We start from the raw sequence: 22,706 nt of genomic DNA, 5'->3' as shown, positions 1-22,706 counted from the left end.
CGAGGAAGGGTCAGGCGACGTGGATCGCACTCGAGGGAGGCGAGGACGGCGTCGGGCGTCGACCTCGCATGTAGCCCACATACACGTCTTCGAGCGAGGGAGTCTCGATTCGGACCGACTCCACGCCCGGAAGGTTGCGGACGGCCTCGCAGGCCGAGCGGTCGCGAGCGCGAACCAGCCAGTGGGCCTGCCGTGGAGCGTCGGCCGCGTCGATCAACTCCAGCGGCAGCGAGGCCGGCGGGGCCGGGTCATGGTCTCGGCTCTGGAAATTCACCGCCAACAGGAAGGTCCTGGCGCGGAGGTCCTCGAGCGGTTCGGCCAGGATCAGCTTGCCCTTGTGCAAGAGCGCCACATGGCTGGCGACGCGTTCCACCTCGCCGAGTTGGTGACTGGAGAGGAAGACGGTCCGCCCGCTGGCGGCGAGGTCGACCATGCTCTCCAGGAACTCGCGCCGGACCATCGCGTCCAGGCCCGACGTCGGCTCGTCAAGGATCAGCAGTCCCGGATCCGAGGCCATCGCCAGCGAGAGCGAGACCTTGGCCCGCATCCCCTTTGAGAGGGCCTTGATCTTCCGGTCCGGCGGCAAGCCGAAGCCGCGGGTCGACTCGCCGTAACGCGCGAGAAAACCAGCCGGACCGACGACCGGCTCCGGATGGAAGCCAGCGGCGAACCAGCCGATCTCGGCGACCGTCATCCAGTCGTAGAGCGTCGGGACCTCGGGGACGTAGCCGACCCTACGGCGGACCTCCAATCCCTCCGTACCCGGGTCCAGCCCCAGCACCTTCGCTCGACCGGCGTCGGCTCGAATCATTCCCAGGAGGATCTGGATCGTCGTCGTCTTGCCCGCCCCATTCTCGCCGAGCAGCCCGAAGACCGAGCCTTCGGGGACGCTTAGCGAGAGGCCGTCGAGCGCGACCTGATCGCGGTAGAACTTGCTCACGTTTTCGATCGAGATGGCGATTCGGTCGTCCACGGTCAGGCCCCCTTCCCGTTCGCCTGGTCCCCGCCCTGCCCTCGCGACCACTCCTCATGGAGGATGGCCTCGATCTCCCCCGCCGGCAGTCCCGTCTCGCGGACCTCGTCGAACGCCGCGCGGAGGCGGGCGCGAACGTGGTCCTTTCGAGCCAGCCGGCAACGCTCAGTCGCCCCGACGGCGACCTGCAGGCCCGTCCCTCGCACCGGCTCCAACAACCCCTCTCCCTGGAGATCGCGGTACGCCCGCGCCACCGTGTTGGGGTTCACCACTAACTGCTTGGACAGCTCGCGGACTGATGGAGCCAACTCCCCGGGCCGCAAAACCTCTCCCGCTATCGCGAACTTGATCCGATCGGCGATCCGCCCGTAAATCGGCCGGCCGTCCGACTCGTTCAGGTCGATCAGCATTCTCGGCCTCCTAGTGTGTTAGCGAACTAATACAGTATTGGCGGGCGTCGGACGAATGTCAAGGGAGGGTGGAGTTCTTGGCGGCGGGATGCGATGACGAGCCGTTCGTCCCTCGAATGGAGGATCGAGGGCGAAGGATTTCACAGACCCGAGAGGTCAGGTTGAGACATGGGCAATGAGCTTGCGACCATCGCGATCATCGTCGATCGATGGTCGTGCTCATGTTGAGACGAGGGGGGAGTCTCTGGGAAACGGGGCGAATGGATCACCCAACGCGTGAAGACGCGAAAACCCACCTCATGATCGCCGGCCGATGCTCGGCGAGGAGCCAGTGCCGTTCCGTGAGATCGAAACTCGCCAGCTGCGGCTGGTTGTAGGCATAGGCCTTGTGGATGTCATCCATACTGTCGATGACCGTGCAGTCGTGCGTCGCTTCGAGGGCTTTCAGGACGTTGCGCGTCGATTCGATCTGGATGAAGTCGTGGGTTTCGACGAGGAAGTCGTGTTGGCTGAGCGCCTTCGCGAGGTTCGCATCGAGGAGCTGATTCTCGTAGCCCTCGCAATCGGAGATGATGAGAGCGCGCTTGCCGAGATCGAGGCTTTTCAGGACGGCCTGGTCGCAGAAGCCTCCGGTCGTGACTTCGACGCCATTCATGCGGGCCATCTCGACGCACTGCTGAACTGCGGCCGCGTTGGTGTCGTATGCGTAGATTCGCGCTTGCGGCATGCACCGACCGAGGCCGACGGCGTAGTAGCCTTCTGCGCAGCCGATGTCGACGATCGCGTCGTAGTTTCGGCTCATCATCGTTTCGAGGACGCCATGGAGCTCACCCTCGTAACTCCCCAGCAGCTTGGGATAAAGCGCGCTGCCGTGTGAACTCATCGACGGATAAGTCATTCCTCGAAACGGCCCGTTCAAGACCTTCAGATCGGAAAAGACGCTCCGGCACTTGCTGCGGAATCCCTCGACGCGGCCCTGTTCGTCGAGATTCCATCGGCGCACATGCTCAAGCCATGAGAACCAGCGGCCCGCCTTGCCGAGCGAGCTTTGAACGCCGAACCAAACGGCGGGATTCCGCAGTGTTGATGAGACGGCGCACTTGGTGGTCAATTTCAGTGAGTGCATGGCGACGACCTACTTGTTCCCAAGCCGACGATTCGTCGATGCGCGATGTGAGTTCAGGTTGTGATTCTATCAACCAGGAACGAGAGGAGGGAAACGGCATCCTTCCGTCCCGAACATTTTGTGGGGACAGTTCACGTCATGAGTCGGATCGTCGATGTTTGACATCATTTGTGAGATGAACGTTGGTTGGTGCTGTCTGAGATCGACGCGATCGTCGATTCGTCAGGCACGCTGTTCTCGCAACGCCGACCGGAGGATCGCCATCGCGCGGGCGACGGCATGGACGTTGGCGGGCTCGTTGAGCCATCGGCTGACGCCGGAGGGATGCGGGAGGGGGATGTAGAGGACGCCGTCGCGTTCGGTCGCTTCGCCGACCACGGCGGCCAGCGACTTGACCGGGCCCAGGAACGTGCGGACGGCGAGCAGGCCGACCAGGAGGACGATTCGGGGGCGGATGACGTCGATGAGGCCGTTGAGCCAGGGGTGGCAGAGAGCCTGTTCGGAGGGTGATGGAACGCGGTCCCCCTTTGCGCCGGGGAGTCGACCCGGGTAGCAGCGGGTGACGGCCGCGAAGTGGATCCTCCGCCAGAAGTCCTCGCGAGGAATCCCACCGGCCTCGAACCAATCGCGGAGCTTGTTTCCGGCGGCACCCGCGAACGGTCGGTCGGTGATGGTTGCGCGTAGACCCGGCGCCTGGCCAACGAGCAAGATCCGCGGCATGGGGGCGTCTGGCTCGGGATCGCGGGCGATGGGGACCGAATCGGCCTCGTTCAGATACCCCGCCGCGTGGCAGAGCCGACACTCGCGGATCTCCGCGTTCAATGTCACCAGCCGCCGCTTCGCCTTCTCCGAAGCGGCGACTTCGACCCGCGTGCTCATCCCCCGCCCTCCTGAAGCCGCTGGACGAACGCCGCATGCTCCGGCGAGGCAAGCCCCCGATTCAACGCGGCGATCACACGCGGCAGGTCGTCGGCGAGCATCGCCTCAGGGTCGAGCCAGAGGCCGGGGAAAGTCTGACTCTTCAGGAGGCCGTCGGCGTCGGGGACGAGGGGAACATAGCTTCCCTCGCGAAGAATAAACCAATCGAAGGCCCGGTCGCGGACCCGCCAGACCAGATACTCGAGGACCCCATTGCGACGATAAGCATTCAACTTAGACCCTAGGTCGATGCTGACCGTGCTCGAGGAGACCTCGGCGACCAGTTCCGGGGCGCCTTCAATATAGTCGTCTTGAGATAGTTTGGACTGCCCGCCACAGCGAGGGTCAATCGTAAGGGAAGCGTCTGGCTGGGGCTCATTGTCGAGGTCGAGGCGAACGCTTGAATCCGTGAAGAGCCGAACTCCCGAAGTCGCAATTTTGTAATTGAACAGCAGACCGATGAGGTGGGCATGGGGCTCGGCATGACGAGCGGCATGGACCGGCGAGGGCATGTGGACGGCTCCTTCGATCAACTCGGCGCGGACTCCGGCCATGGCCTCATACCGGCGTTCGAACTCGGCGCGAGTCAAACGGTCGCCGTTTTCCAGGGGCGGGATCGTGGACTGGGTCGGCTTGGCGACGGTCGACATGGCGGCGCTCCGGAGGGATCGAAGGGTCGGCCTTCCCAGTGAATTGTAGCGAATCTGCCTGGCCGGAAAATGCGGACGGCCCGCGCCGATCGGAGGATCGGGCGGGCCGTCGGGTTTTGTCGTGGATCGCAGGAAGGATTATTCCTTGCCGGCGCCGGCCGTGGCCGGGGTCTCGTCGCGGTACCGAGCGTAGGGGGAGCCCTTCTCGGCGAGCGCTTCCAGGGCGTCGGGGTGGATGCGGACCTCGGCGTCCAGGTGGGACTTGAAGCCCGTACCCGCCGGGACGAGGTGGCCGAGAATCACGTTCTCCTTCAGACCGACGAGGTAGTCGGACTTGCCGGCGAGCGCGGCCTCGGTGAGGACCTTGGTGGTTTCCTGGAAGCTGGCGGCCGAGATGAAGCTGTCGGACGAGACGGCCGCCTTGGTGATGCCCAGAAGCTGGGTGCTCGCGGCGGCGGGCTTGGTCCGGGTCCACTCGGCCTTCTTGCCGTTGGCGGCCTCGACGCGGAGGTTCTCCTGCTCGAAGGTGTCGCGGGGGACGATGTCGCCGACGCGGAAGTCGGTCTCGCCCGGATCCTTGACCTTCACGCAGCCCATCAGCTCGTTGTTGACCCGGCGGAACTCGAACTTGTCGATGACCGAGCCCGGCAGCAGGCCGGTGTCGCCCAGGCTGTCCACGCGGACCTTGCGAAGCATCTGGGCGATGATGATCTCCAGGTGCTTGTCGTCGATTTCGACGCGCTGGGACCGGTAGACGTTCTGGATCTCGCGGAGGAGGTAACGCTGGACGACCTCTTCGCCGGAGATGCGAAGGATGTCGTGCGGAACGAGCGGGCCTTCAACCAGCGGGTCGCCGGCGCGGACGCGGTCGGAACCGTGAACGCGGAGGAACTTGCCGTGGGGGACCTGGTGCTCGCGCTCGATGCCGCTCTCGTTGCGGACGACGATGGTCCGCTTGCCGCGGCGCTTCTCTTCAAGCAGCTCGACGCGGCCGTCGATCTCGGCGATGACCGCGGGCTCCTTGGGTCGCCGGGCCTCGAACAGCTCGGTGACGCGGGGCAGACCGCCGGTGATGTCCTGGGTGCCGCCCACTTCGCGAGGGGTCTTCGCCAGCAGCGTACCGGCGCTGATAGTCTGACCGTCCTCGACCTCGATGGTGGCACGTTCGGGGATGTACTTGTAGTCGAGCGTCTTGCCTTCGGCGTCGACGATGACGATCTGCGGGTGCAGGTCGCCCTTGTGCTCGATGATCGTACGACGGACGTGGCCTGAGGGGTCGGCCTCGACCTTCATCGTCTCGTTCTCGACGATGTCGTCGAAGCGGACCTTGCCGCCGACCTCGGAGAGGATCGGGATGTTGTGCGGGTCCCACTCGCAGAGCATCTGCCCGCGCTTGATCTCCTGCCCGTCCTCGACCGTCATCACGGCGCCGTCGGGAACGTCGTACTTCTCCAGCTCGCGCCCCTTGGCGTCGAGGACCTGGATTTCGCCGTTGCGCGACAGGGCGATCGCCTTGCCTTCATCGTTGACGACGATGTTCAGGCTCACGAACTTGACCTTACCGTCGCGCTTCGACTTGACGTCCTTGTCCTCGACCGCGCGGGTGGCCACGCCGCCGATGTGGAACGTTCGCATCGTGAGCTGCGTGCCCGGTTCGCCGATCGACTGGGCGGCGATGATGCCGACGGCCATGCCTCCCTCGACGAGCTGGCCGGTCGCCAGGTCCATGCCGTAGCACCGGCGGCAGACGCCCAGGGGCGCCTCGCAGGTCATCGGGCTGCGGACCTGGATCTTCTCGATCTGCATGTCCTCGAGCTTGAGCGCCGCTTTCAGCGTGATCATCTCGTTTTCGCGGACGATCACGTCGTCGGTGATCGGGTCGACGATGTTGACGCGGCTGACCCGGCCCCGGATCGACTGGGCCAGGCTGACCTCAACCTTCTCGCCCTTGTAGACGACGCCCTTGGTGATCCCCTGCGACGTGCCGCAGTCCTCGATCGTGATGACGACGTTCTGGGCGACGTCCGCCAGTTTACGGGTGAGGTAACCCGAGTCGGCCGTCTTGAGGGCCGTGTCGGCCAGGCCCTTACGGGCGCCGTGCGTGGAGGAGAAGTACTCCAGCACGCTCAGACCTTCGCGGAAGTTCGCCTTGATCGGCGTCTCGATGATCTTGCCCGACGGCTTGGCCATCAGGCCTCGCATGCCGGCCAGCTGGCGGATCTGTTCGACGCCGCCGCGGGCGCCGGACTCGGCCATCAGGAAGATCGGGTTGTGGTAGTTCTTCTGGCCCTCGTTTTCACGAGTGTCGTTCTTGAGGGCCTCCATCATCTCGGAGGTGATCCGCTCGCGGGCGTGGGTCCAGGCGTCGAGAACCTTGCCGTACCGCTCCTGGTCCGTGATGATGCCGCGGTTGTACAGCTTGTTATTGCGCTGCACTTCCTTCTCGGCCTCGGCGATGATCGCGTCCTTGCTCGCCGGGGTCCGGAGGTCGTCGGTGGCGAACGAGAGGCCCGACCGGGTCGACTCGCGGAAGCCGACGTCCTTCATCCGGTCCAGCAGCGCGATCGTCTCGCGACGGCCGAGGATCTGGTAGCAGTCGGCGATGATCCCCTGGAGCTGCTTCTGGCCGAGCGCCAGGTTGTAGAACGGCATCTTGGGGTGAAGGATGTCGTTGAAGACCACGCGGCCGGCCGTCGTGGTGACGACCATCCCCGGCGTGAACTCCTTCTCGCCTTCGCCCTTGAGCCGGCGGTGGGCCGGCAGCCGCAGCTTGATCGGCGCGTGCAGGCCGACCTTCCCCTGGCTGTGGGCCAGGAAGACCTCGTTGGGCGCCGAGAAGGTCATGCCGTCGCCCGGCTCGCCGGCCCGGAGGGCGGTGAGGTAGTACGAACCCATGACGATGTCCTGGGTCGGACTGATGATCGGGTTGCCGTTGGCCGGGCTGAAGATGTTGTTGGTCGCCATCATCAGCGTCATGGCCTCGACCTGCGCCTCGATCGAGAGCGGCAGGTGAACGGCCATCTGGTCGCCGTCGAAGTCGGCGTTGAAGCCCTTGCAGACTAGCGGGTGGATCCGGATGGCGTTCCCTTCCACGAGCACCGGCTCGAACGCCTGAATGCCCATTCGGTGGAGGGTCGGAGCGCGGTTGAGGAGCACCGGGTGGTTGCGGATGACCTCCTCAAGGATGTCCCACACCTCCTCGCTGCGCCTTTCGAGCATCTTCTTGGCCGACTTGATCGTGTCGGCGTGGCCCAGCTCCTTGAGCCGGCGGATGATGAACGGCTGGAACAGCTCCAGGGCGATCTTCTTGGGAAGGCCGCACTGGTGAAGCTTGAGGTCGGGGCCGACGACGATGACCGAGCGGGCCGAGTAGTCGACGCGCTTGCCCAGCAGGTTCTCGCGGAAGCGGCCCTGCTTGCCCTTGATCATGTCCGTCAGCGACTTGAGCGGGCGGTTCGAGCTGCCCAGCACTGGCCGCTTGCAGCGGTTGTTGTCGAAGAGGGCGTCGACAGCCTGCTGCAGCATCCGCTTCTCGTTGCGGATGATGACTTCGGGCGCGTTCAGGTCGACGAGCTTCTTGAGCCGGTTGTTCCGGTTGATGATCCGGCGGTAGAGGTCGTTGAGGTCGGACGTCGCGAAGTTGCCCGAATCCAGCAAGACGAGCGGCCGGAGGTCCGGCGGGATGACCGGAATCGCCTCCAGGACCATCCACTCGGGGCGGTTGTCGCTGTCGCGCAGGGCTTCGACGACCTTCAGCCGCTTGGTGAGGTCCTTGATCTTCTGCTTGCTGGTCGTCTCTTGCAGGTTCTCGCGGAGCGTCTTGGAGAGGCTGACCAGGTCGAGCCGCATCAGGAGCTTGCGGACAGCCTCGGCACCCATGTCGGCCTGGAAGGTGTCGCCATAGGCTTCGCGAGCCTTGCGGAAGTCTTCCTCGGTGAGGAGCTGGGTCTCCTTCAGGGGCGTGTCGCCGGGGTCGACGACGACGTAGTCCTGGAAGTAGATGATCCGTTCAAGGCTGGACGTCTTCATGTCCAGAAGCGTGCCCAGGCGGCTGGGCATGGCCTTGAAGAACCAGATGTGAACGACCGGCGCGGCCAACTCGATGTGGCCCATCCGCTTGCGGCGGACGCGGCTGTGGGTCACCTTGACGCCGCAGCGGTCGCAGATCATCCCCTTGTACTTCATGCCGCGGTACTTGCCGCAGGCGCATTCCCAGTCTTTTTCGGGGCCGAAGATCCGCTCGCAGAACAGGCCGTCCTTTTCAGGACGGTAGGTCCGATAGTTGATCGTCTCGGGCTTCTTGACCTCGCCGAACGACCAGCTCCGGATGTCGTAGGGGCTTGCCAGGCCGATCTTCACGGCCCCGTAGTCGTTGATGCGATCGTAGGCACTTTCGCCCATGCTCACGAGACACTCTCCTCCGCGGTTCCGGCGAATCCGAGGGCGGGCGGGTCGGCGGGTGAGGAGCGACGGTCGCCTTCGTCGCGTCCTCAGCCAGGGGCCGGCCCCCTCGGGCGAGATCAAACCAAGCCCATGCTCACGTCAGGGAGTGCGACCGGGAAGCGCCGGGGCGCGCGTCCCGACTCTCGTCGCCCCGAAACAAAAAAAGCCGCGGACGGGCCCCCCGACGGCGTCGGGGCTCCCCGCGGTGCTTATGATAGAGGTCGTCCTGGGACCCGGATCGCCAAGTTCGGCTCCTCCTTGACCGGGATCCGCAGGATCCCGTCGTCGACTCCGCGCAGGATCGATCGGCGCTTCCCCCGAGCGTCGACGATCGCAAGGCGCGGAAGATCGTCCCGCGACGAAGTCGCATCCGTTGATCCTAAGCAAACCCAGGGCCGATTCCAAGCGAAATTCCGAAAAAATCTCAAGGTCCGACCGCGCGCGGTCGGGGCCAAGGCGGCCCCGCTCTCCTGGCGTTGGAGGGCGGGGTCGCCGGCCTGGGGGAAAACCACCGACTCAGATCCGCTTCTTCTCGAGCTGCATGTTGAGCCCGAGGCCGCGGATCTCGTTGGTGAGCACGTCGAAGCTCGCCGGAGTGCCGGCCTCGAGGGTGTTTTCCCCCTTGACCATGCTCTCGTAGATCTTCGTCCGGCCCTCGACGTCGTCCGACTTGACGGTGAGGAGCTCCTGGAGAATGTAGGCTGCGCCGTAGGCTTCCAGGGCCCACACTTCCATTTCGCCGAACCGCTGGCCGCCGAACCGCGCTTTACCGCCCAGCGGCTGCTGGGTGATGAGCGAGTACGGGCCGGTGGCTCGGGCGTGGATCTTGTCGTCGACGAGGTGGTGGAGCTTCAGCATGTAGATGTAGCCCACCGTGGTGTTCTGCTCGAACTTCTGGCCGGTCCGGCCGTCGTAGAGCGACGCCTTGCCGTTCTCGGGGAGGCCGGCGTCCTTGAGGCACTGTCGGATGGTGGCCTCGTCGGCACCGTCGAAGACCGGGCAGACGGCCTGGAACCCGAGCTTGGCCGCGGCCCAGCCCAGGTGGGTCTCCAGAATCTGACCGACGTTCATACGGCTGGGGACGCCCAGGGGGTTCAGCAGGATCTCGACCGAGGTCCCGTCCTCCAGGAACGGCATGTCCTCTTCGGGCAGGATCTTGGAGATGACGCCCTTGTTGCCGTGGCGGCCGGCCATCTTGTCGCCGACGGAGATGACCCGCTTGGTGGCGATGTAGACCTTGACCATCTGGAGAACGCCCGAAGGCAGCTCATCGCCCCGCTTGAGGCTGTTGAGCCGACGTTCCTTCTCATCCTTCAGAGCCTCGATCCGGGGGGCGTACTCGCGGACGACCTCACGGGCCTTGCCGGCGGCCTCCGGGCTGCGGATGTCGAGGGCCTCGAGCTTGAAGCGGTCGGCTTCGTCGACGAGGTCCTTGGCGTCCTTGGCTCGCCCCAGGGGCTTGCCGCTGGTCGGGTCGGCGACGGGGCCGCCGACGGCCTGCTCCAGCGACTTGATCATCTGCTTGTATTCGTCGGCGATCCGGACGTTCTCGCCGGCCTCGGTGTCCTTCAACTCCTTCTCGAAGGCCTTGCGCTCGTCCTCGCTGAGGCTCATCCGGCGGCTGAACCGCTGGGTGTTGATGACGATGCCTTCGACGCCGGAGGGGACTTCCAGCGAGTCGTTCTTCACGTCCTCGCCGGCGCGGCCGAAGATCGCGTGGAGCAGCTTCTCTTCGGGGGTCAGCTCGCTCTTGCTCTTGGGAGCGACCTTGCCGACGAGCACGTCGCCCGGCTTGACGTAGGTGCCGATCCGGACCACGCCGCCGTCGTCCAGATTCCGCAGCGCCTTCTCGGAGACGTTGGGGATGTCCCGGGTGAACTCCTCGCGACCAAGCTTGGTCTCGCGGATTTCGATCTCGAATTCCTCGATGTGAATCGAGGTGTAGACGTCCTCACGCACCAGCTTCTCGCTGATGATGATGGCGTCCTCGAAGTTGTAGCCGTCCCACGCCTGGAAGGCGACGAGGACGTTGCGGCCCAGCGCCAGCTCGCCCTTGAAGGTGGACGCGCCGTCGGCCAGGATGGCACCCCGCTTGACCGCCTGGCCGACCTTCACGATCGGCTTTTGATTCAGGCAGGTCCGTTCGTTCAGGCCGACGTACTTCCGCAGCTTGTAAATGTGGTTGTGGTCGATGATGACCCGGGTCGCGTCGACGTAGGTGACCGTCCCGTCCTGCTGGGCCTTCACCACCATGCCCGAGTTGGTCGCCACGGCCGTCTCGAGGCCGGTGGCCACGATCGGCGGCTCGGCCACCAGCAAGGGCACCGCCTGGCGCTGCATGTTCGAACCCATCAGCGCGCGGTTGGCGTCGTCGTGCTCCAGGAACGGGATCAGACCCGCGGAGACGCCGACCATCTGCTTGGGCGAGATGTCCTGATACTGGATGCTGTCGACGGGAACGGCGACGAAGTCGGTCTGATACCGGGCGATCGTCGTCGGGCCCTTGAGCTTGCCGTGGTCGTCGACCGGGGCGTCTGCCGGCGCGAGGTGGTTTTCGCTCTCCTCGTCGGCCCGCATCCAGACGACCTCTTCGGTCGGCTTGCCGTGCTTGATCTCGCGATAGGGGGTGATGAGGAAGCCGTACTCGTCGACTCCCCCGTAGATCCCCAGCGAGCTGATGAGGCCGATGTTGGTCCCTTCCGGCGTCTCGATCGGGCAGATCCGGCCGTAGTGGGAGATGTGGACGTCGCGGACTTCGAAGCCCGCCCGCTTCCGGTTAAGACCGCCGGGGCCGAGGGCGGAGAGCCGCCGCTCGTGGGTGAGCTGGGCCAGCGGGTTGGTCTGGTCGACGACCTGCGACAGCTCGCCGCGGCCGAAGAAGTACTCGATCGCCGCGCTGATGCTCTTGGGGTTGATGAGCGACCGAGGCGTCATGTCCTCGGCGTCCTTGAGGCTCATCCGCTCCTGGACGGTGCGGCGAAGCTTCAGGAAGCCCTTGCGCAACTCGTCGGCGGCCAGTTCGTCGATGGTCCGGAGACGGCGGTTGCCCAGGTGGTCGATGTCGTCGATGTGAACCCGCGGGTCGGTCCCCTTGCGGAGGGACAGGATGTAGCGGATCGCGTTGACGTAGTCGAGCGGGTCCAGGGTCATCAGGTCGTCGGGGACGTCCTGGTTGAACTTGCGGTTGATCCGGAACCGGCCGACCTTGCCCAGGCGGTAGCGGTTGGTGTCGAAGAACTTCTCGTGGAAGAGTTCGCGGGCCTTCTCAAGCTGCGGCGGGTTGCCGGGCCGGAGCCGCTGGTAGATCCGCAGCAGGGCGCTTTCGTGGTCGGTGGTCGGATCCTCCTGGAGCGACTGGAGGATCAACGGGTCCTTGGCTTCCTTGAGGACGCGGATGGGCCCGAGGCCGCCGGCGTCGGCGAGGATCTGGGCGAGCGTCTTCGAGATGGTCGCGCCGCTGTCGACGAGAACCTCGCCCGTGTTGGGGTCGACCACGTCGCCGCAGGCGATCTTGTTCTCAAGCCGGGCGGCGGCCTTGGGGTCGGACGAGTCGACGTCCTCGGTCTCGTAGAAGGCTTCGAGGATGGCGTCGTCGGACGAGAAGGCGGGGCTCATGGCCCGCAGCAGCGTCATCGACGAGAACTTGCCCGACTGGTCGATGCGGACGCCCAGCGTATCCTTCTTGGTGACCTGCAGCTCGATCCAGCTTCCGCGCTCGGGGATGACGCGGCAGGCGTGCAGCTTCTTGTCGGTCGATTCGATCTCGACGACGAAGTCGACGCCCGGCGAGCGGTGGAGCTGGCTGACGACGACGCGCTCGGCACCGTTGATGATAAACTCGCCGCCGCCGATCATGACCGGCATGTCGCCCAGGTAGACCGACTCTTCGAGGGTGGTCTCGCCCTTGTTCAACCGCAGCCAGACGTGCAGCGGCCGGCCGAACGTGAGCCGAAGCTGGCGGCACTCGTCGGGGTCGTAGCGGGGCTTGCCCAGGTCGTAGCGGAGGTATTCGAGCTTAAGCGTCTTGTCGTAGCTCTCGATCGGGAAGATCTCGCGGAAGACCCCTTCGAGGCCCGAGTCGAGACGGCTCTCCACCGGGTCGTCGGCCTGGAGAAAGCGTTCGTAGCTGCGAGTCTGGATCTGCGTCAGATCGGGGACCGGGAACTCGTCGTGGATCCGTCCGAAATTCCGCCTCTGGGCGGGAACGATCCGCCGTACGGTCGTCGGGTTGGGCATAAGAGGGCGCGCTCCTCGAATTAGGAAAGGGGCACGGGCCGGGGTCGCGTCGGCGGTCGCGATCGCGTCGTCGTCCGTCCGGGCGGGTCGGTCTGGGCGGCGGCCGTCCCAAACGGCAACGGCCCGCGGATGGCCGCGGGCGACTCCTGGGGACGACGTTCAAGGGTCTCGATGCGGTGGAACGGCGACGACGGGGCCGAGGCTGCGGCTTCGCGAACGGGCTCGTCCTGGGAGCCCGTCGGGACGGTTTCGGCCTGTCCTGCGAGTCGGTGGAGCATCATCGTCCGGGCCGGGGGCCGCCGCAGCCGCATGGCGGTCGCGGGCCGAGCAGAGGACAGCAGAGGGAGGTTGCGGGGGCGGATCAGCCTGCGGCGATTACTCGCCGTCGCTTCCACCCCGGATTCAGCCGGCGCTCCCGGACCGCAGGGCGGTCCGGGAGGCGGCGAAAATCACTTGATCTTGACGGTGGCGCCGGCTTCCTCAAGCTCCTTCTTGAGCTTGGCGGCGTCGTCCTTCGAGAGGCCGGTCTTGACGTCCTTCGGGGCGGCCTCGACCAGGTCCTTGGCTTCCTTCAGGCCCAGGGCCGTGGCGGCGCGGACGACCTTGATGACGTTGATCTTGTTGGCCCCGATGGCTTCCAGGACGACGTCGAACTCGGTCTTCTCGGCGGCGGCTTCGGCCGGGGCGGCACCGCCGGTCGGGGCGGCGACGGCGACGGCGGCGGCGGCCGGCTTGATGCCGTGAACGACTTCGAGGTAGTCGCCCAGCGACTTGGCCTCGAGAACGGTCAGCTTGACGATGGAGTCGCCCAGGGTCTTGATGTTGTCGGCGAACGACGGGGCTTCGGCGGTGGCCATGGCGAGAGCGGTCCTTTCTTCACTCGATCGAAAGATCAGGCGGTTCGTTCGGCGTACGTCGTTGGACGTACCCGTGGAGAATCAGAAGTAGGTCTTACAGGCGGGCGGCCGTCGGGCCTCCGCCGGTTGTCTTCGGGGGTCAGGCGCCTTCCGGGGCGGCCTCGCCTTCGGCGGCCGGGGCCCCCTCGGCGATCGACTGAATCTGGCTGGCCAGGGCCGAGACCGGGGCGTTCGCCAGGCTGACGATCCGGGCCGCCGGGGCCAGGGCCAGCGAGACGATGCGACCGATCAATTCCTCGCGGCTGGGGAGCTTGGTGATGTCCTCGACCTGTTCCGGGCCGATGACGACGCCGTCGACGGCGCCCCCCTTGATCGCGGGCTTCTTCAGCTTCTTGACCTGGGCCGACAGCTCCTTGGCCAGCTCGGCCGGACCGTCCCCGCCCCAGACCAGGACCGAAGGCCCTTCCAGGTACTTCGACAGCCCGTCCACGCCGAGGTCCGCCAGGACCCGTCGCGCCAGGGTGTTCTTCAACGTCCGCACCTTGATCGACTTCTTGCGGAGGTCCATCCGGAACTGGTGTTCGCTGACGGCGTCCAGCCCCTTGAAGTCGACGACCAGCATCGACCGGGCGTCGCCCAGGTCGCTGCGGAGCTGGTCCATCATCATTTCTTTGACGTATTTGCTCATCTGTGGGTCCGCGGCTCCGGCCTCGACGTAATGGTTTGGTAGCGTCCCATGGTCACGCCGAGACCCGGACGCCGGGGCTCATGGTGGCGGAGATCGTGATCGTCTGGATGTACGTCCCCTTCGAGGCCGCCGGCTTGAGCGTCCTCAGGTAGTTCAGGAACGCCGTGACGTTCTCGACGATCTGATCCTCGGAGAAGTTGATCTTCCCCACGGGGACCGCCACGTTGCCGCCCTTGTCGTTGCGGAACTCGATCTTGCCCGCCTTGAACTCCTTGACCGCCGACGCAATGTCGGTCGTCACGGTGCCCGAGCGGGGTGACGGCATCAGGCCGCGAGGACCAAGCACGCGGCCCAAGGGACCGACGACGCCCATCATGTCGGGAGTCGCCAGCGCCACGTCGAAGTCCATGACGCCGGACTTGATCTGCTGAGCCAGGTCGTCGGCGCCGACGATGTCGGCCCCGGCCGCGCGGGCCTTCTCGGCGTTTTCGCCCTGGGCGAAGACGGCCACCCGGACGGCCTTGCCGATCCCGTGCGGCAGGGCCACGGACCCGCGGACGTTCTGGTCGCTCTGCCGAGGATCGATCCCCAGGTGGGTCGAGACCTCAACGGTCTGGTTGAACTTGGTGGTGTTGAACCCCTTGAGGATCTTCACCGCCTCGGCCAGCGGCAACGTGGCTTGCGCCTTGTTTTTCGCCGCCAGCGCGCGATAGCGTTTGGAGCGGTAGGCCAAGTGGACTCTCCTTTCGCCCCTTCGGGGGCTGCCGCCTTCGATGCTCGGGTCTCTGCTCCGGTCGACGGCGGGCGGTCGCGCCTGGTCTGACCGGCTTCCGTCCCGGGTTCCGGGACGGCGAAGGGAGGGGCGTCGGCCCGCTCCCCCCGTTACCGACGGTCGCCGCGAGGGGAACGCGCCCCCCGCGGCGGCCTTGACTTCTTATGATTTCTGGGGCCTCAGCCCTTGACCTCGACGCCCATGCTCCGCGCCGTGCCGGCGATCACGCGGCAGGCGTGGTCGAGGTCGCGGGCGTTCAGGTCCTGGAACTTGGTCTCGGCGATCTTGCGGACCTGCTCGGCGGTCACGGTCCCGACCTTGGTCTTGTTCGGCACCGCGGAGCCGGAGGCGATGCCGGCGGCCTGCTTCAGCAGGACGGCGGCCGGCGGGCTCTTGGTGATGAACTCGAACGTCCGGTCCGAGTAGATCGTGATCTCGACGGGGATCGTGGTCCCCCTCATGTCCTTGGTGCGTTCGTTGAACTGCATCACGAACTGGCCGATGTTCACGCCGTGCTGGCCGAGCGCGGGGCCGACCGGGGGCGCGGGGGTCGCCTGACCCCCCGGACACTGCAGCTTGACCTTCGCCGTCATCACCTTGGCCATCGCGGATTCTCGCTCCCCTTGGGGGTCTCTCGCTGTCGCTTCGCTTGTCTCGAATTCGTCTCAGTCCGGCGGACCGGCCCGCGCCCTTGAGGGCTCAGATCCGCTCCAACTGCCAGTATTCGAGGTCGACGGGGGTGGGGCGGTTGAAGATGATGAGCATCACCTTCACCAGGCCGCGGCCCTCGATGACCTCCTCGACGGTCCCCTCGAAGTTCTCGAACGGGCCGTCCTTGATCTTGACTCTGTCGCCCCGCTCGACGTCGATCCGAACGGTGGGAGACTTGGCGGTCGTCTGCTCTTCCTGCTGGTTGAGCATCTGGTTGACCTCGGTGTCGGTCATCTTCGTGGGCGTCCCATGCGCCCCGACGAAGTCCCCCACGCCCGGAGTCTCGCGGACCAGGAACCAGGTCTTCTCGTTCAGCTCCATCTGGACCATGATGTAGCCGGGGTACGTCTTGCGTTCGACGATCCGCTTCTTGTTGTTGCGGATCTCGGTGATCTTCTCGGTCGGGACGACGATCCGCGGCTTCCCCTCGGCGGTGACGCCGAAGAAACGCTCAAGGCCCTGGATCTTGACCCGCCTCTGAAGAGCCTCGGCGATCGTGTCCTCTCGCGAGCTCTGCACCTTCAGGACGTACCAGACCAGGTCCACCGGTGGGTCGGCGTCCTCGTCGACCGGCTCAGGCGCGTCCTCCGGTTCGTCGTCCGGCTCGTCAGCCTGAGGCTCGGGGGCCCGTTGCGGCTGGGCGTGCGCGACGCCGCCGTCCGGAGTTTCCTCCTCGACCTCGAAGTTCGGGGTCTCGGATTCGACCTCGTCGGGGGTCGGTTCGTCGTTCTCGTGGGTCGAGTGGCTCATGGAACGTACTACGGCGCGTCTTGGATTGAGGGAGGCGGGGAAGGTCGAGGCCCTCGGTCGCTGCGCGGGACCGGGCCTGTCCTGTCGCGGGCTGGTTCAGGAGGTCGAGCCGAAGCCGCCTCCGCCGCTGAACTGGAGGACCCCAAGCATCCGCAGCAGGAAGAGCCAGAACCAGTCGACCACGAACAGGTAGAGGGCCAGAAGGAGGACCGTGGCCAATACCACGATGGTCGAGCGGTAAAGGTCGTCCCGGCTCGTCCAGGAGACCTTGTTCATCTCGGCCTCGGTGGCGATCAGGAACTCGGCGAACTGCGGATAGTGGACGACCCGGAAGATGGCCCAGGCGAGGAGACCGGCGACAGCGCCCGGAATCGCGAAGCGGGCGGCGGCCTCAAGATCGAGGGACCGCTCGTAAATCTGCCAGACGGCCCCGGCGGCGATCATCCCCAGGCCGATCGCCGTGTAGAGGCGAGCGTGTCGGCCCTGCATCGGCTTGTAGAGGGTGGTCGAGAAGAAGTTGGCCACGAACTGGGCGAGAGCGCCGACGGATCCCCCGCCCGGCTTCCCCTTGACGGGCTTCGTCGGCTTCTGTCCCGAGACTTCGTCTTTCACTTTGCCCATGTGACCGTTCCATTCGGGAAGGAGAACCGCTGGCTCCGTCGTGAGACCGCCGCCGCTCCCCGGCGGGTGGCCTCCTCGGCGTCTCCGGGGCGGCCGTCGCGCGACTCGCGACGGCCGAAGCACGAGCGGAGGGAATCGAACCCCCAACCGCCGGTTTTGGAAACCGGTGCTCTGCCAATTGAGCTACGCTCGTGTGTGCCGGAGCTGTCGCCGAGGGACGAGACGCTCCGCCGGAGTTCATAGGACCGCCGCCCAGGGCGTTCTCGCGGTCCGCCGCGGGTCACTTCTTGCGGGATTCCTTATGCGGCGTGTGCTTCCGCTCACGGCTGCAGTACTTCTTCAGCTCCAGGCGGTTGGCCCCACGCGTCTCCTTCTGGACGCGGTAGTTCCGGTCGCCGCAGCCGGTGCATTCAAGCCAAACGTATTCACGCATCGTGATGAAACCTCGGACCCGACGGTCGGCCTCGGCCCCGCCGGACTCGTTCTAGCGAACTCTCGCGGCGTGGGGCCGGCCGGTCCAATCGAGACGGGCCGCAAACACCGCTTCTGGGATACGGATATCGGATTCTCTGGGACGTCGCGACGGCCCCCCCGATCCGAAAGCGGCGGAAGCCGCCGGCCGGGAAGGGCCGCCCGGGATTGGGCTCGACCCCGGGGCCTGATTCAACAGGCCCCGCGATCGGCCTGACTCACTCGAGGATCTTGGTGACGACGCCCGCGCCGACGGTCTTGCCGCCTTCGCGGATGGCGAACCGGAGGCTCTCCTCCATGGCGATCGAGGTGTGCAGCTCGACCGTCATCTTGATGTTGTCGCCCGGCATGCACATCTCGGCCTCGGTGCCGTCCTCGGACAGCAGGTTGAGGATCGAGCCCGTGACGTCGGTCGTCCGGATGTAGAACTGCGGGCGGTAGCCCTTGAAGAACGGGGTGTGGCGGCCGCCCTCTTCTTTGCTGAGGACGTACACCTCGGCCTCGAACTTCGTGTGCGGGGTGATCGAGCCCGGCTTGCAGAGGACCTGCCCGCGCTCCAGCTCGTTCTTTTCAACGCCGCGGAGCAGGACGCCGACGTTGTCGCCGGCGAGGCCCTCGTCGAGCGTCTTCTGGAACATTTCGACGCCGGTCACGGTCGTCGGCTTCTTGACGCCGAAACCGATGATCTCGACCGACTCGCCGACCTTGACCCGACCGCGCTCGACGCGTCCGGTGCCCACCGTGCCGCGGCCCTTGATCGAGAACACGTCTTCGATGGGCATCAGGAACGGCTTGTCCACTTCGTGGACCGGATCCGGGATGTAGTCGTCCATCGCCTGGACGAGATCCAGAATCGGCTTGGCGGCCGTTTCGTCACTCGGGTTCTCAAGGGCGGGCCGGCTGCTGCCGCGGACGATCGGGATCTCGTCGCCCGGGAACTTGTAGTGGGAGAGCAACTCGCGAAGCTCCATCTCCACCAGCTCCAGCAACTCCTCGTCGTCGACCAGGTCGATCTTGTTCAGGAAGACGACCAGGGCCGGCACGCCGACCTGGCGGGCCAGGAGGATGTGCTCGCGGGTCTGCGGCATCGGGCCGTCGGCCGCCGAAACCACCAGGATCGCCCCGTCCATCTGGGCGGCGCCGGTGATCATGTTCTTGATATAGTCGGCGTGGCCCGGGCAGTCGATATGAGCGTAGTGCCGCTTGTCGCTCTCGTACTCGACGTGCGAGACGGCGATCGTGACCGTCTTCGTCGCATCGCGGACAGTACCGCCCTTGGCGATGTCGGAATACGACTTGGTCTTCGCCTTGCCGCGCGCGGCCAGCACGGCCAGCAGGGCGGCCGTCAGCGTGGTCTTGCCGTGGTCGATGTGTCCGATCGTGCCCACGTTGACGTGAGGCTTGGTTCTGGTGAAGGTTTCCTTGGCCATGTGCTCAGCGCCTTTTCGGCATTCTCGAAGTCAAGTCTTTCGGCGGGGATCCGTCACCAAGCCCCACCCGCCGGCCTGGTCCGTTTCGGACGGCCTGCCCCGACGACCGGGGCTGGTCGCGGGGCGAACTCCTCAACGCCCGATCACGGGCGACCGACCCGAAAGCTGCCGCTGGGATTTGAACCCAGGACCTCGTCCTTACCAAGGACGCGCTCTACCAACTGAGCCACGGCAGCGTGTTCGCGTTGTACGTCTTCAGAAGCCTGAAGGATCGGTTCGTTTTCGACCGGACGGCCGCCTCGCGGGGCCGGCCCGATCCGCCGGGCCAGAGCGGGTGATGGGAATCGAACCCACACGACCTGCTTGGAAGGCAGGGACTCTACCATTGAGCTACACCCGCGTGCATCCCGCTTTCCCGGCGATTTCCGTCTCGTCCCCCTCCTGGCTGCAGTCCTCCGATTCAGTCACATGGGTGGAGCAGGATTCGAACCTGCGAAGGCAGAGCCACCAGATTTACAGTCTGGCCCCTTTGGCCGCTTGGGTATCCACCCGTCGTTTCACACCTTGGCCGACGGCCGCCGCCCGGGCTGTCAAGTAGAGGGGCGGCAAGTCCGGTAGGTTCGGCCTCGGCGAAGGCTCTTGTTCGGAAGAGCTGGCGGTGAGAGTCGAACTCACAACCTACGGTTTACAAAACCGTTGCTCTGCCGGTTGAGCTACGCCAGCGGCGTTTGGGCCGTGAAATTCCCAAGTATATCGGGCGGCCGACCGGATGCAAGCCTTTTCTCTACCGACCCGGGCGAACCACGATCGGCGCAGTTGGATCAATGTAGCGACTTCCCCTCCCCTTCGGCAAGGGATCCCCGCCGGAAAATCCGATCTTCTTCGTCGAACTGGCTTTGTGGAGTTCATTTTCACGCCTCGTCGCCGGGGTGATTGCCCTGGCCTTCGAGGAGGGTCCGGAGAATCGCCGCCTGTTCGGCGGACTCGGCGATCCAGGCCGTCTCCACGGCGGCGTGCATCGCCTCGACGGGGGTCAGGTGCTGGAAGCCTGCGATCGCGTGGCCCGTCGCCGACTGCGAAGCGCAGAGGGCGGCAGCCTCCAGCGAGTCTTTGATGACGCGACCGCGTCCGGTGGTGATAAGTTCGAACTTCGTCTCTGGCAGCCAGGCGCAGGCGGCTGCGGCTAGGGCTGCATGGAACAGGTGGCCGTTCCGGGCGATGTGGATGTCGAGTCGTCGTTCGGCCGTCGCAACGGCGTCGGCAGCCGATTGTGAGGCTCTGACGAGGTCCTCGTCGGTCGTCAGGCCTGCGAGCCACGCCTCGACGATTCCGACGGCGGCGCGGCTCTCGGCAGTCAGGTGCTCCCAAATCCGCCGGCAGCAGACGGCGGAGAAGGCCCTCAGGATGTGGGCGTCGCCCTGAGGGCCGAGGGACGCGAGCAACGCGTGGACGTCGTCTGCATCGAGCCGGTCGCTCAACGTCGTGCTCCGTTCATTGGCCTGGACGTACAAGGCCCTCGCCTGCGGACGCACCGGGCGAGGGCCTTGGGAATTATCGAGCGGAGCGAGACGGTCGGCTCAGAGCATCGGCAGGTCGAGCTTCTGCTCGCCGGCGATGCGACGGAGCTTGTCGACGCCTCGGGATTCGATTTGGCGGACGCGTTCCTTGGTGATCCCCAGTTCGCGGCCGAGCTGTTCCAGGGTGCGCTCGGCGGTTCCACCCAGGCCGAATCGGCTGGTGATGATGAGCTTCTCGCGATCATCCAGACGGTCGAGCATGCCTCGAATCGCCTCTTGCATGCGCTTTAGGGCGCTTTCGTATTCGTGCTCGTCGATCCGGTTGTCGGCGGCCGCCTCGAACATTTCCTCGTGGCCGGTGACGAACCGGTCGCGGCGGTAGTTCTCTTCGGGGATCGTGCGGGCGTAGTTCTTCATAATCGCCCACGAGGCGTAGGTGCTGAACTTGTTGCCTCGGGCGTAGTCGAACTTCTCGACCGCTCGGATGAGGCTCATATTGCCGTCGGAGACCAACTCGAAGAAGTTGTTCGAGGGGCCGACGTGGCGCTTGGCGATGGAGACGACCAGGCGGAGGTTGGCCCGGATGATCTGGTTCTTGACCGCGAGCGCCTGCTCCTGGAGATTCTCGATCTTGTCGAGCACGGCGGTCTTGGCCTTGGCCGGATCGAGCTGTTCGCGGAGCTTGACGGCCTCGGACTTCAGGAAGTTCATCTGCCGGAACAGGTGGGCTTCCTGGTCGCGGTCGAGCAGCGGGACCTCGTACAGGCTCGCAAGATACGGGGGCAGACCCTTGGGCGCCTTGGGCCGGCGCGGGGCCTTGCCGTCGGCCGGTTCGGGGAGCGGGGCCATGACGACGGTCTTGGCCTTGGGCTCGTCGAACATTTCGTTGGGGATGAATTCGAGCTTGGTTTCGAGGAGACGCTGGGCGCGGACCTCGTTGATGATCCGATAGATGCTCGATCGGGTGCGGCCGAATTCGACGGCCAGGTTGTCGGCCGAGACGCCCATACGGTGCCGCAGGTAAATCTGGGCCTTGGCGTCGTCGTCAAGCGGCGGCGAGGAGGGGCCGAAGATCGCGCGGTCTGGATGTTCGCGGTCGTACGCCTTGAGGGTGAGTCGGACGGTCTCGGTCGAGCGTGCCATTTTCCTAGCGATCCTCCGCGCGACTTCGATCAGGCCGACCTCGCCCGAGCGAAATTGCGACATGCGACGGGCGCGGCGGATGATTTCATCCTTCTCCGCGTCGGTCAGTTGGCTGAATCTCGAACCTCGTTCCACCTGGCCGCGATGCTCGGCCACGAACCGTTGCAGGCTGCTCTCCAGGAAGCCGACCTTGGCGCGGCCGTCGATAATGAACCGACGCGCCACCAGGCCCTGCCGCCGCCACCGTGTCACCGTGCGGGTGGAGACGTTGTATTTCTTGCTCACCTCGTCGACGGTCAGAACCGGCTCGGCCGCCTGTTCGACGGGCTGTCGGACGGTCGCCGAGAGGTCTTCCACGAACTGGCGGAGATCGCGACGCGCCTCGTCCCCCTCGATCATCAGGGCCGACCAGTTGTCAGGTCGGTAGCCGGTGATCCTGAAGCAGAGGTAGTCGTAGGGGTATCGCTTGGTCCGGTCGATCTCGGCGAGCAGTTGCTCGGCCCGTTCGACCTGCTCCAGCCGGCGCTCGCGAGGGGCGTACCGCGTCTGCTGGTCCTTGAGTTGCTTCATCGCCGGGTGGCAGTACGTCTTTCCCATACGACCCTCCCGGTGATTCTCTCGGCCTGGCCGAAATCGACCGCCGATTCTTATCGAATTCTCCGGCCGAATCGCGACGGCGGGTCGATCTGCCCACCCTCTCGGCGGTTTCGGGTCAGTTTCCAGCGCTCCGACCCGACTGGGGGACCTTCTGAGATTCTATACGTTCGTCGAGGTCGCAAGGATCAAGATTTCCATAGAAGTCGGTCCGCTCGATCTTTTGGGAGACTTTGGAGATCCCGCCGACTTCGTCGTTTGCAGCGGCGTCGTCGACTTGGGGTGGATACTTCAGCAAGTTTCGTACCGTTTGGGTTGTTCAACGGCGACTGTGAGGAGCCCGCCGGTTGTCCGTCGACGTTCTGGACGCCGAAATGGGACGTCGAGTTCGCATTT

Annotated in this window: 17 protein-coding genes and 5 tRNA genes; all 22 read right to left on the bottom strand. The window is 65.5% G+C overall.

Annotated elements, in window-relative coordinates:
• Positions 1–10 precede the first annotated feature (10 nt).
• A complete protein-coding gene (locus tag G5C50_RS12215) occupies positions 11–973 on the bottom strand; it encodes an ABC transporter ATP-binding protein (RefSeq protein ID WP_165069535.1) in 963 nt (320 codons plus the stop codon).
• Positions 974–975: 2 nt separating this feature from the next.
• A complete protein-coding gene (locus tag G5C50_RS12210) occupies positions 976–1,383 on the bottom strand; it encodes a GntR family transcriptional regulator (RefSeq protein WP_165069531.1) in 408 nt (135 codons plus the stop codon).
• Positions 1,384–1,648: 265 nt separating this feature from the next.
• Entirely contained in the window at positions 1,649–2,509 is an 861-nt protein-coding gene (locus G5C50_RS12205) for a methyltransferase (RefSeq protein WP_165069529.1), read from the bottom strand.
• Positions 2,510–2,731: 222 nt separating this feature from the next.
• On the bottom strand, positions 2,732–3,388 hold the full coding sequence (locus G5C50_RS12200) for a uracil-DNA glycosylase family protein (RefSeq protein ID WP_165069526.1): 657 nt from the start codon (positions 3,386–3,388) through the stop codon (positions 2,732–2,734).
• Positions 3,385–4,077, bottom strand: coding sequence for a Uma2 family endonuclease (locus tag G5C50_RS12195; RefSeq protein WP_165069523.1), 693 nt, complete (start codon positions 4,075–4,077; stop codon positions 3,385–3,387). Before G5C50_RS12195 ends, G5C50_RS12200 begins: the two co-directional genes overlap by 4 nt.
• A gap of 138 nt (positions 4,078–4,215) precedes the next feature.
• The gene (gene rpoC / locus G5C50_RS12190) at positions 4,216–8,484 is read right to left on the bottom strand and encodes a DNA-directed RNA polymerase subunit beta' (protein ID WP_165069521.1); all 4,269 of its coding nucleotides are present in this window, start codon (positions 8,482–8,484) and stop codon (positions 4,216–4,218) included.
• A 552-nt stretch (positions 8,485–9,036) separates the two neighbouring features.
• Positions 9,037–12,756, bottom strand: a complete 3,720-nt coding sequence (rpoB, locus tag G5C50_RS12185; protein WP_165069518.1) for a DNA-directed RNA polymerase subunit beta — start codon at positions 12,754–12,756, stop codon at positions 9,037–9,039.
• Between the two features lie 449 nt (positions 12,757–13,205).
• Positions 13,206–13,613 (bottom strand): 50S ribosomal protein L7/L12, encoded by a 408-nt coding sequence (gene rplL, locus G5C50_RS12180; protein WP_165069515.1) that lies wholly within the window; start codon positions 13,611–13,613, stop codon positions 13,206–13,208.
• 139 nt (positions 13,614–13,752) lie between these two features.
• Entirely contained in the window at positions 13,753–14,301 is a 549-nt protein-coding gene (gene rplJ, locus G5C50_RS12175) for a 50S ribosomal protein L10 (RefSeq protein WP_165069512.1), read from the bottom strand.
• Between the two features lie 52 nt (positions 14,302–14,353).
• Positions 14,354–15,034: a 50S ribosomal protein L1 gene (gene rplA / locus G5C50_RS12170; protein ID WP_165069510.1), complete on the bottom strand. Its 681-nt coding sequence runs from the start codon at positions 15,032–15,034 to the stop codon at positions 14,354–14,356.
• Between the two features lie 218 nt (positions 15,035–15,252).
• Positions 15,253–15,678: a 50S ribosomal protein L11 gene (rplK, locus tag G5C50_RS12165; RefSeq protein WP_165069508.1), complete on the bottom strand. Its 426-nt coding sequence runs from the start codon at positions 15,676–15,678 to the stop codon at positions 15,253–15,255.
• Positions 15,679–15,772: 94 nt separating this feature from the next.
• Positions 15,773–16,534: a transcription termination/antitermination protein NusG gene (gene nusG, locus G5C50_RS12160; protein ID WP_165069506.1), complete on the bottom strand. Its 762-nt coding sequence runs from the start codon at positions 16,532–16,534 to the stop codon at positions 15,773–15,775.
• Positions 16,535–16,630: 96 nt separating this feature from the next.
• Positions 16,631–17,155: a preprotein translocase subunit SecE gene (gene secE, locus G5C50_RS12155; RefSeq protein WP_165069504.1), complete on the bottom strand. Its 525-nt coding sequence runs from the start codon at positions 17,153–17,155 to the stop codon at positions 16,631–16,633.
• A gap of 120 nt (positions 17,156–17,275) precedes the next feature.
• Positions 17,276–17,348, bottom strand: a tRNA-Trp gene (locus G5C50_RS12150).
• Positions 17,349–17,435: 87 nt separating this feature from the next.
• On the bottom strand, positions 17,436–17,588 hold the full coding sequence (rpmG, locus tag G5C50_RS12145) for a 50S ribosomal protein L33 (RefSeq protein WP_165069502.1): 153 nt from the start codon (positions 17,586–17,588) through the stop codon (positions 17,436–17,438).
• Positions 17,589–17,844: 256 nt separating this feature from the next.
• The gene (tuf, locus tag G5C50_RS12140) at positions 17,845–19,056 is read right to left on the bottom strand and encodes an elongation factor Tu (RefSeq protein ID WP_165069500.1); all 1,212 of its coding nucleotides are present in this window, start codon (positions 19,054–19,056) and stop codon (positions 17,845–17,847) included.
• A 163-nt stretch (positions 19,057–19,219) separates the two neighbouring features.
• A tRNA-Thr gene (locus G5C50_RS12135) sits at positions 19,220–19,292 on the bottom strand.
• A 93-nt stretch (positions 19,293–19,385) separates the two neighbouring features.
• Positions 19,386–19,456: transfer RNA gene (locus G5C50_RS12130), tRNA-Gly, on the bottom strand.
• 69 nt (positions 19,457–19,525) lie between these two features.
• Positions 19,526–19,607: transfer RNA gene (locus tag G5C50_RS12125), tRNA-Tyr, on the bottom strand.
• A gap of 99 nt (positions 19,608–19,706) precedes the next feature.
• Positions 19,707–19,779, bottom strand: a tRNA-Thr gene (locus tag G5C50_RS12120).
• Between the two features lie 188 nt (positions 19,780–19,967).
• Positions 19,968–20,534 (bottom strand): hypothetical protein, encoded by a 567-nt coding sequence (locus G5C50_RS12115; RefSeq protein WP_165069497.1) that lies wholly within the window; start codon positions 20,532–20,534, stop codon positions 19,968–19,970.
• Between the two features lie 99 nt (positions 20,535–20,633).
• Positions 20,634–22,313 carry a sigma-70 family RNA polymerase sigma factor gene (locus G5C50_RS12110; RefSeq protein ID WP_165069495.1) on the bottom strand — a complete coding sequence of 560 codons (1,680 nt, stop codon included), beginning with the start codon at positions 22,311–22,313 and terminating at the stop codon, positions 20,634–20,636.
• Positions 22,314–22,706 lie beyond the last annotated feature (393 nt).

Origin of the sequence: Paludisphaera rhizosphaerae, from assembly GCF_011065895.1 — a bacterium.
In the GTDB taxonomy this organism is placed as follows: Bacteria; Planctomycetota; Planctomycetia; order Isosphaerales; family Isosphaeraceae; genus Paludisphaera; species Paludisphaera rhizosphaerae.
The sequence above is the reverse complement of the archived record's forward strand: the minus strand, read 5'-3'. Positions and strand labels throughout refer to the sequence as shown.

Bases quoted from the DNA above. Each gene is read 5' to 3' on its own strand.
- G5C50_RS12110 (WP_165069495.1), bottom strand. From the start codon at position 22,313: ATGGGAAAGACGTACTGCCACCCGGCGATGAAGCAACTCAAGGACCAG.
- tuf (WP_165069500.1), bottom strand. From the start codon at position 19,056: ATGGCCAAGGAAACCTTCACCAGAACCAAGCCTCACGTCAACGTGGGC.
- G5C50_RS12195 (WP_165069523.1), bottom strand. From the start codon at position 4,077: ATGTCGACCGTCGCCAAGCCGACCCAGTCCACGATCCCGCCCCTGGAA.
- secE (WP_165069504.1), bottom strand. From the start codon at position 17,155: ATGGGCAAAGTGAAAGACGAAGTCTCGGGACAGAAGCCGACGAAGCCC.
- G5C50_RS12205 (WP_165069529.1), bottom strand. From the start codon at position 2,509: ATGCACTCACTGAAATTGACCACCAAGTGCGCCGTCTCATCAACACTG.
- rplJ (WP_165069512.1), bottom strand. From the start codon at position 14,301: ATGAGCAAATACGTCAAAGAAATGATGATGGACCAGCTCCGCAGCGAC.
- rpmG (WP_165069502.1), bottom strand. From the start codon at position 17,588: ATGCGTGAATACGTTTGGCTTGAATGCACCGGCTGCGGCGACCGGAAC.
- G5C50_RS12210 (WP_165069531.1), bottom strand. From the start codon at position 1,383: ATGCTGATCGACCTGAACGAGTCGGACGGCCGGCCGATTTACGGGCGG.
- G5C50_RS12200 (WP_165069526.1), bottom strand. From the start codon at position 3,388: ATGAGCACGCGGGTCGAAGTCGCCGCTTCGGAGAAGGCGAAGCGGCGG.
- nusG (WP_165069506.1), bottom strand. From the start codon at position 16,534: ATGAGCCACTCGACCCACGAGAACGACGAACCGACCCCCGACGAGGTC.
- rplK (WP_165069508.1), bottom strand. From the start codon at position 15,678: ATGGCCAAGGTGATGACGGCGAAGGTCAAGCTGCAGTGTCCGGGGGGT.
- rpoB (WP_165069518.1), bottom strand. From the start codon at position 12,756: ATGCCCAACCCGACGACCGTACGGCGGATCGTTCCCGCCCAGAGGCGG.
- rplL (WP_165069515.1), bottom strand. From the start codon at position 13,613: ATGGCCACCGCCGAAGCCCCGTCGTTCGCCGACAACATCAAGACCCTG.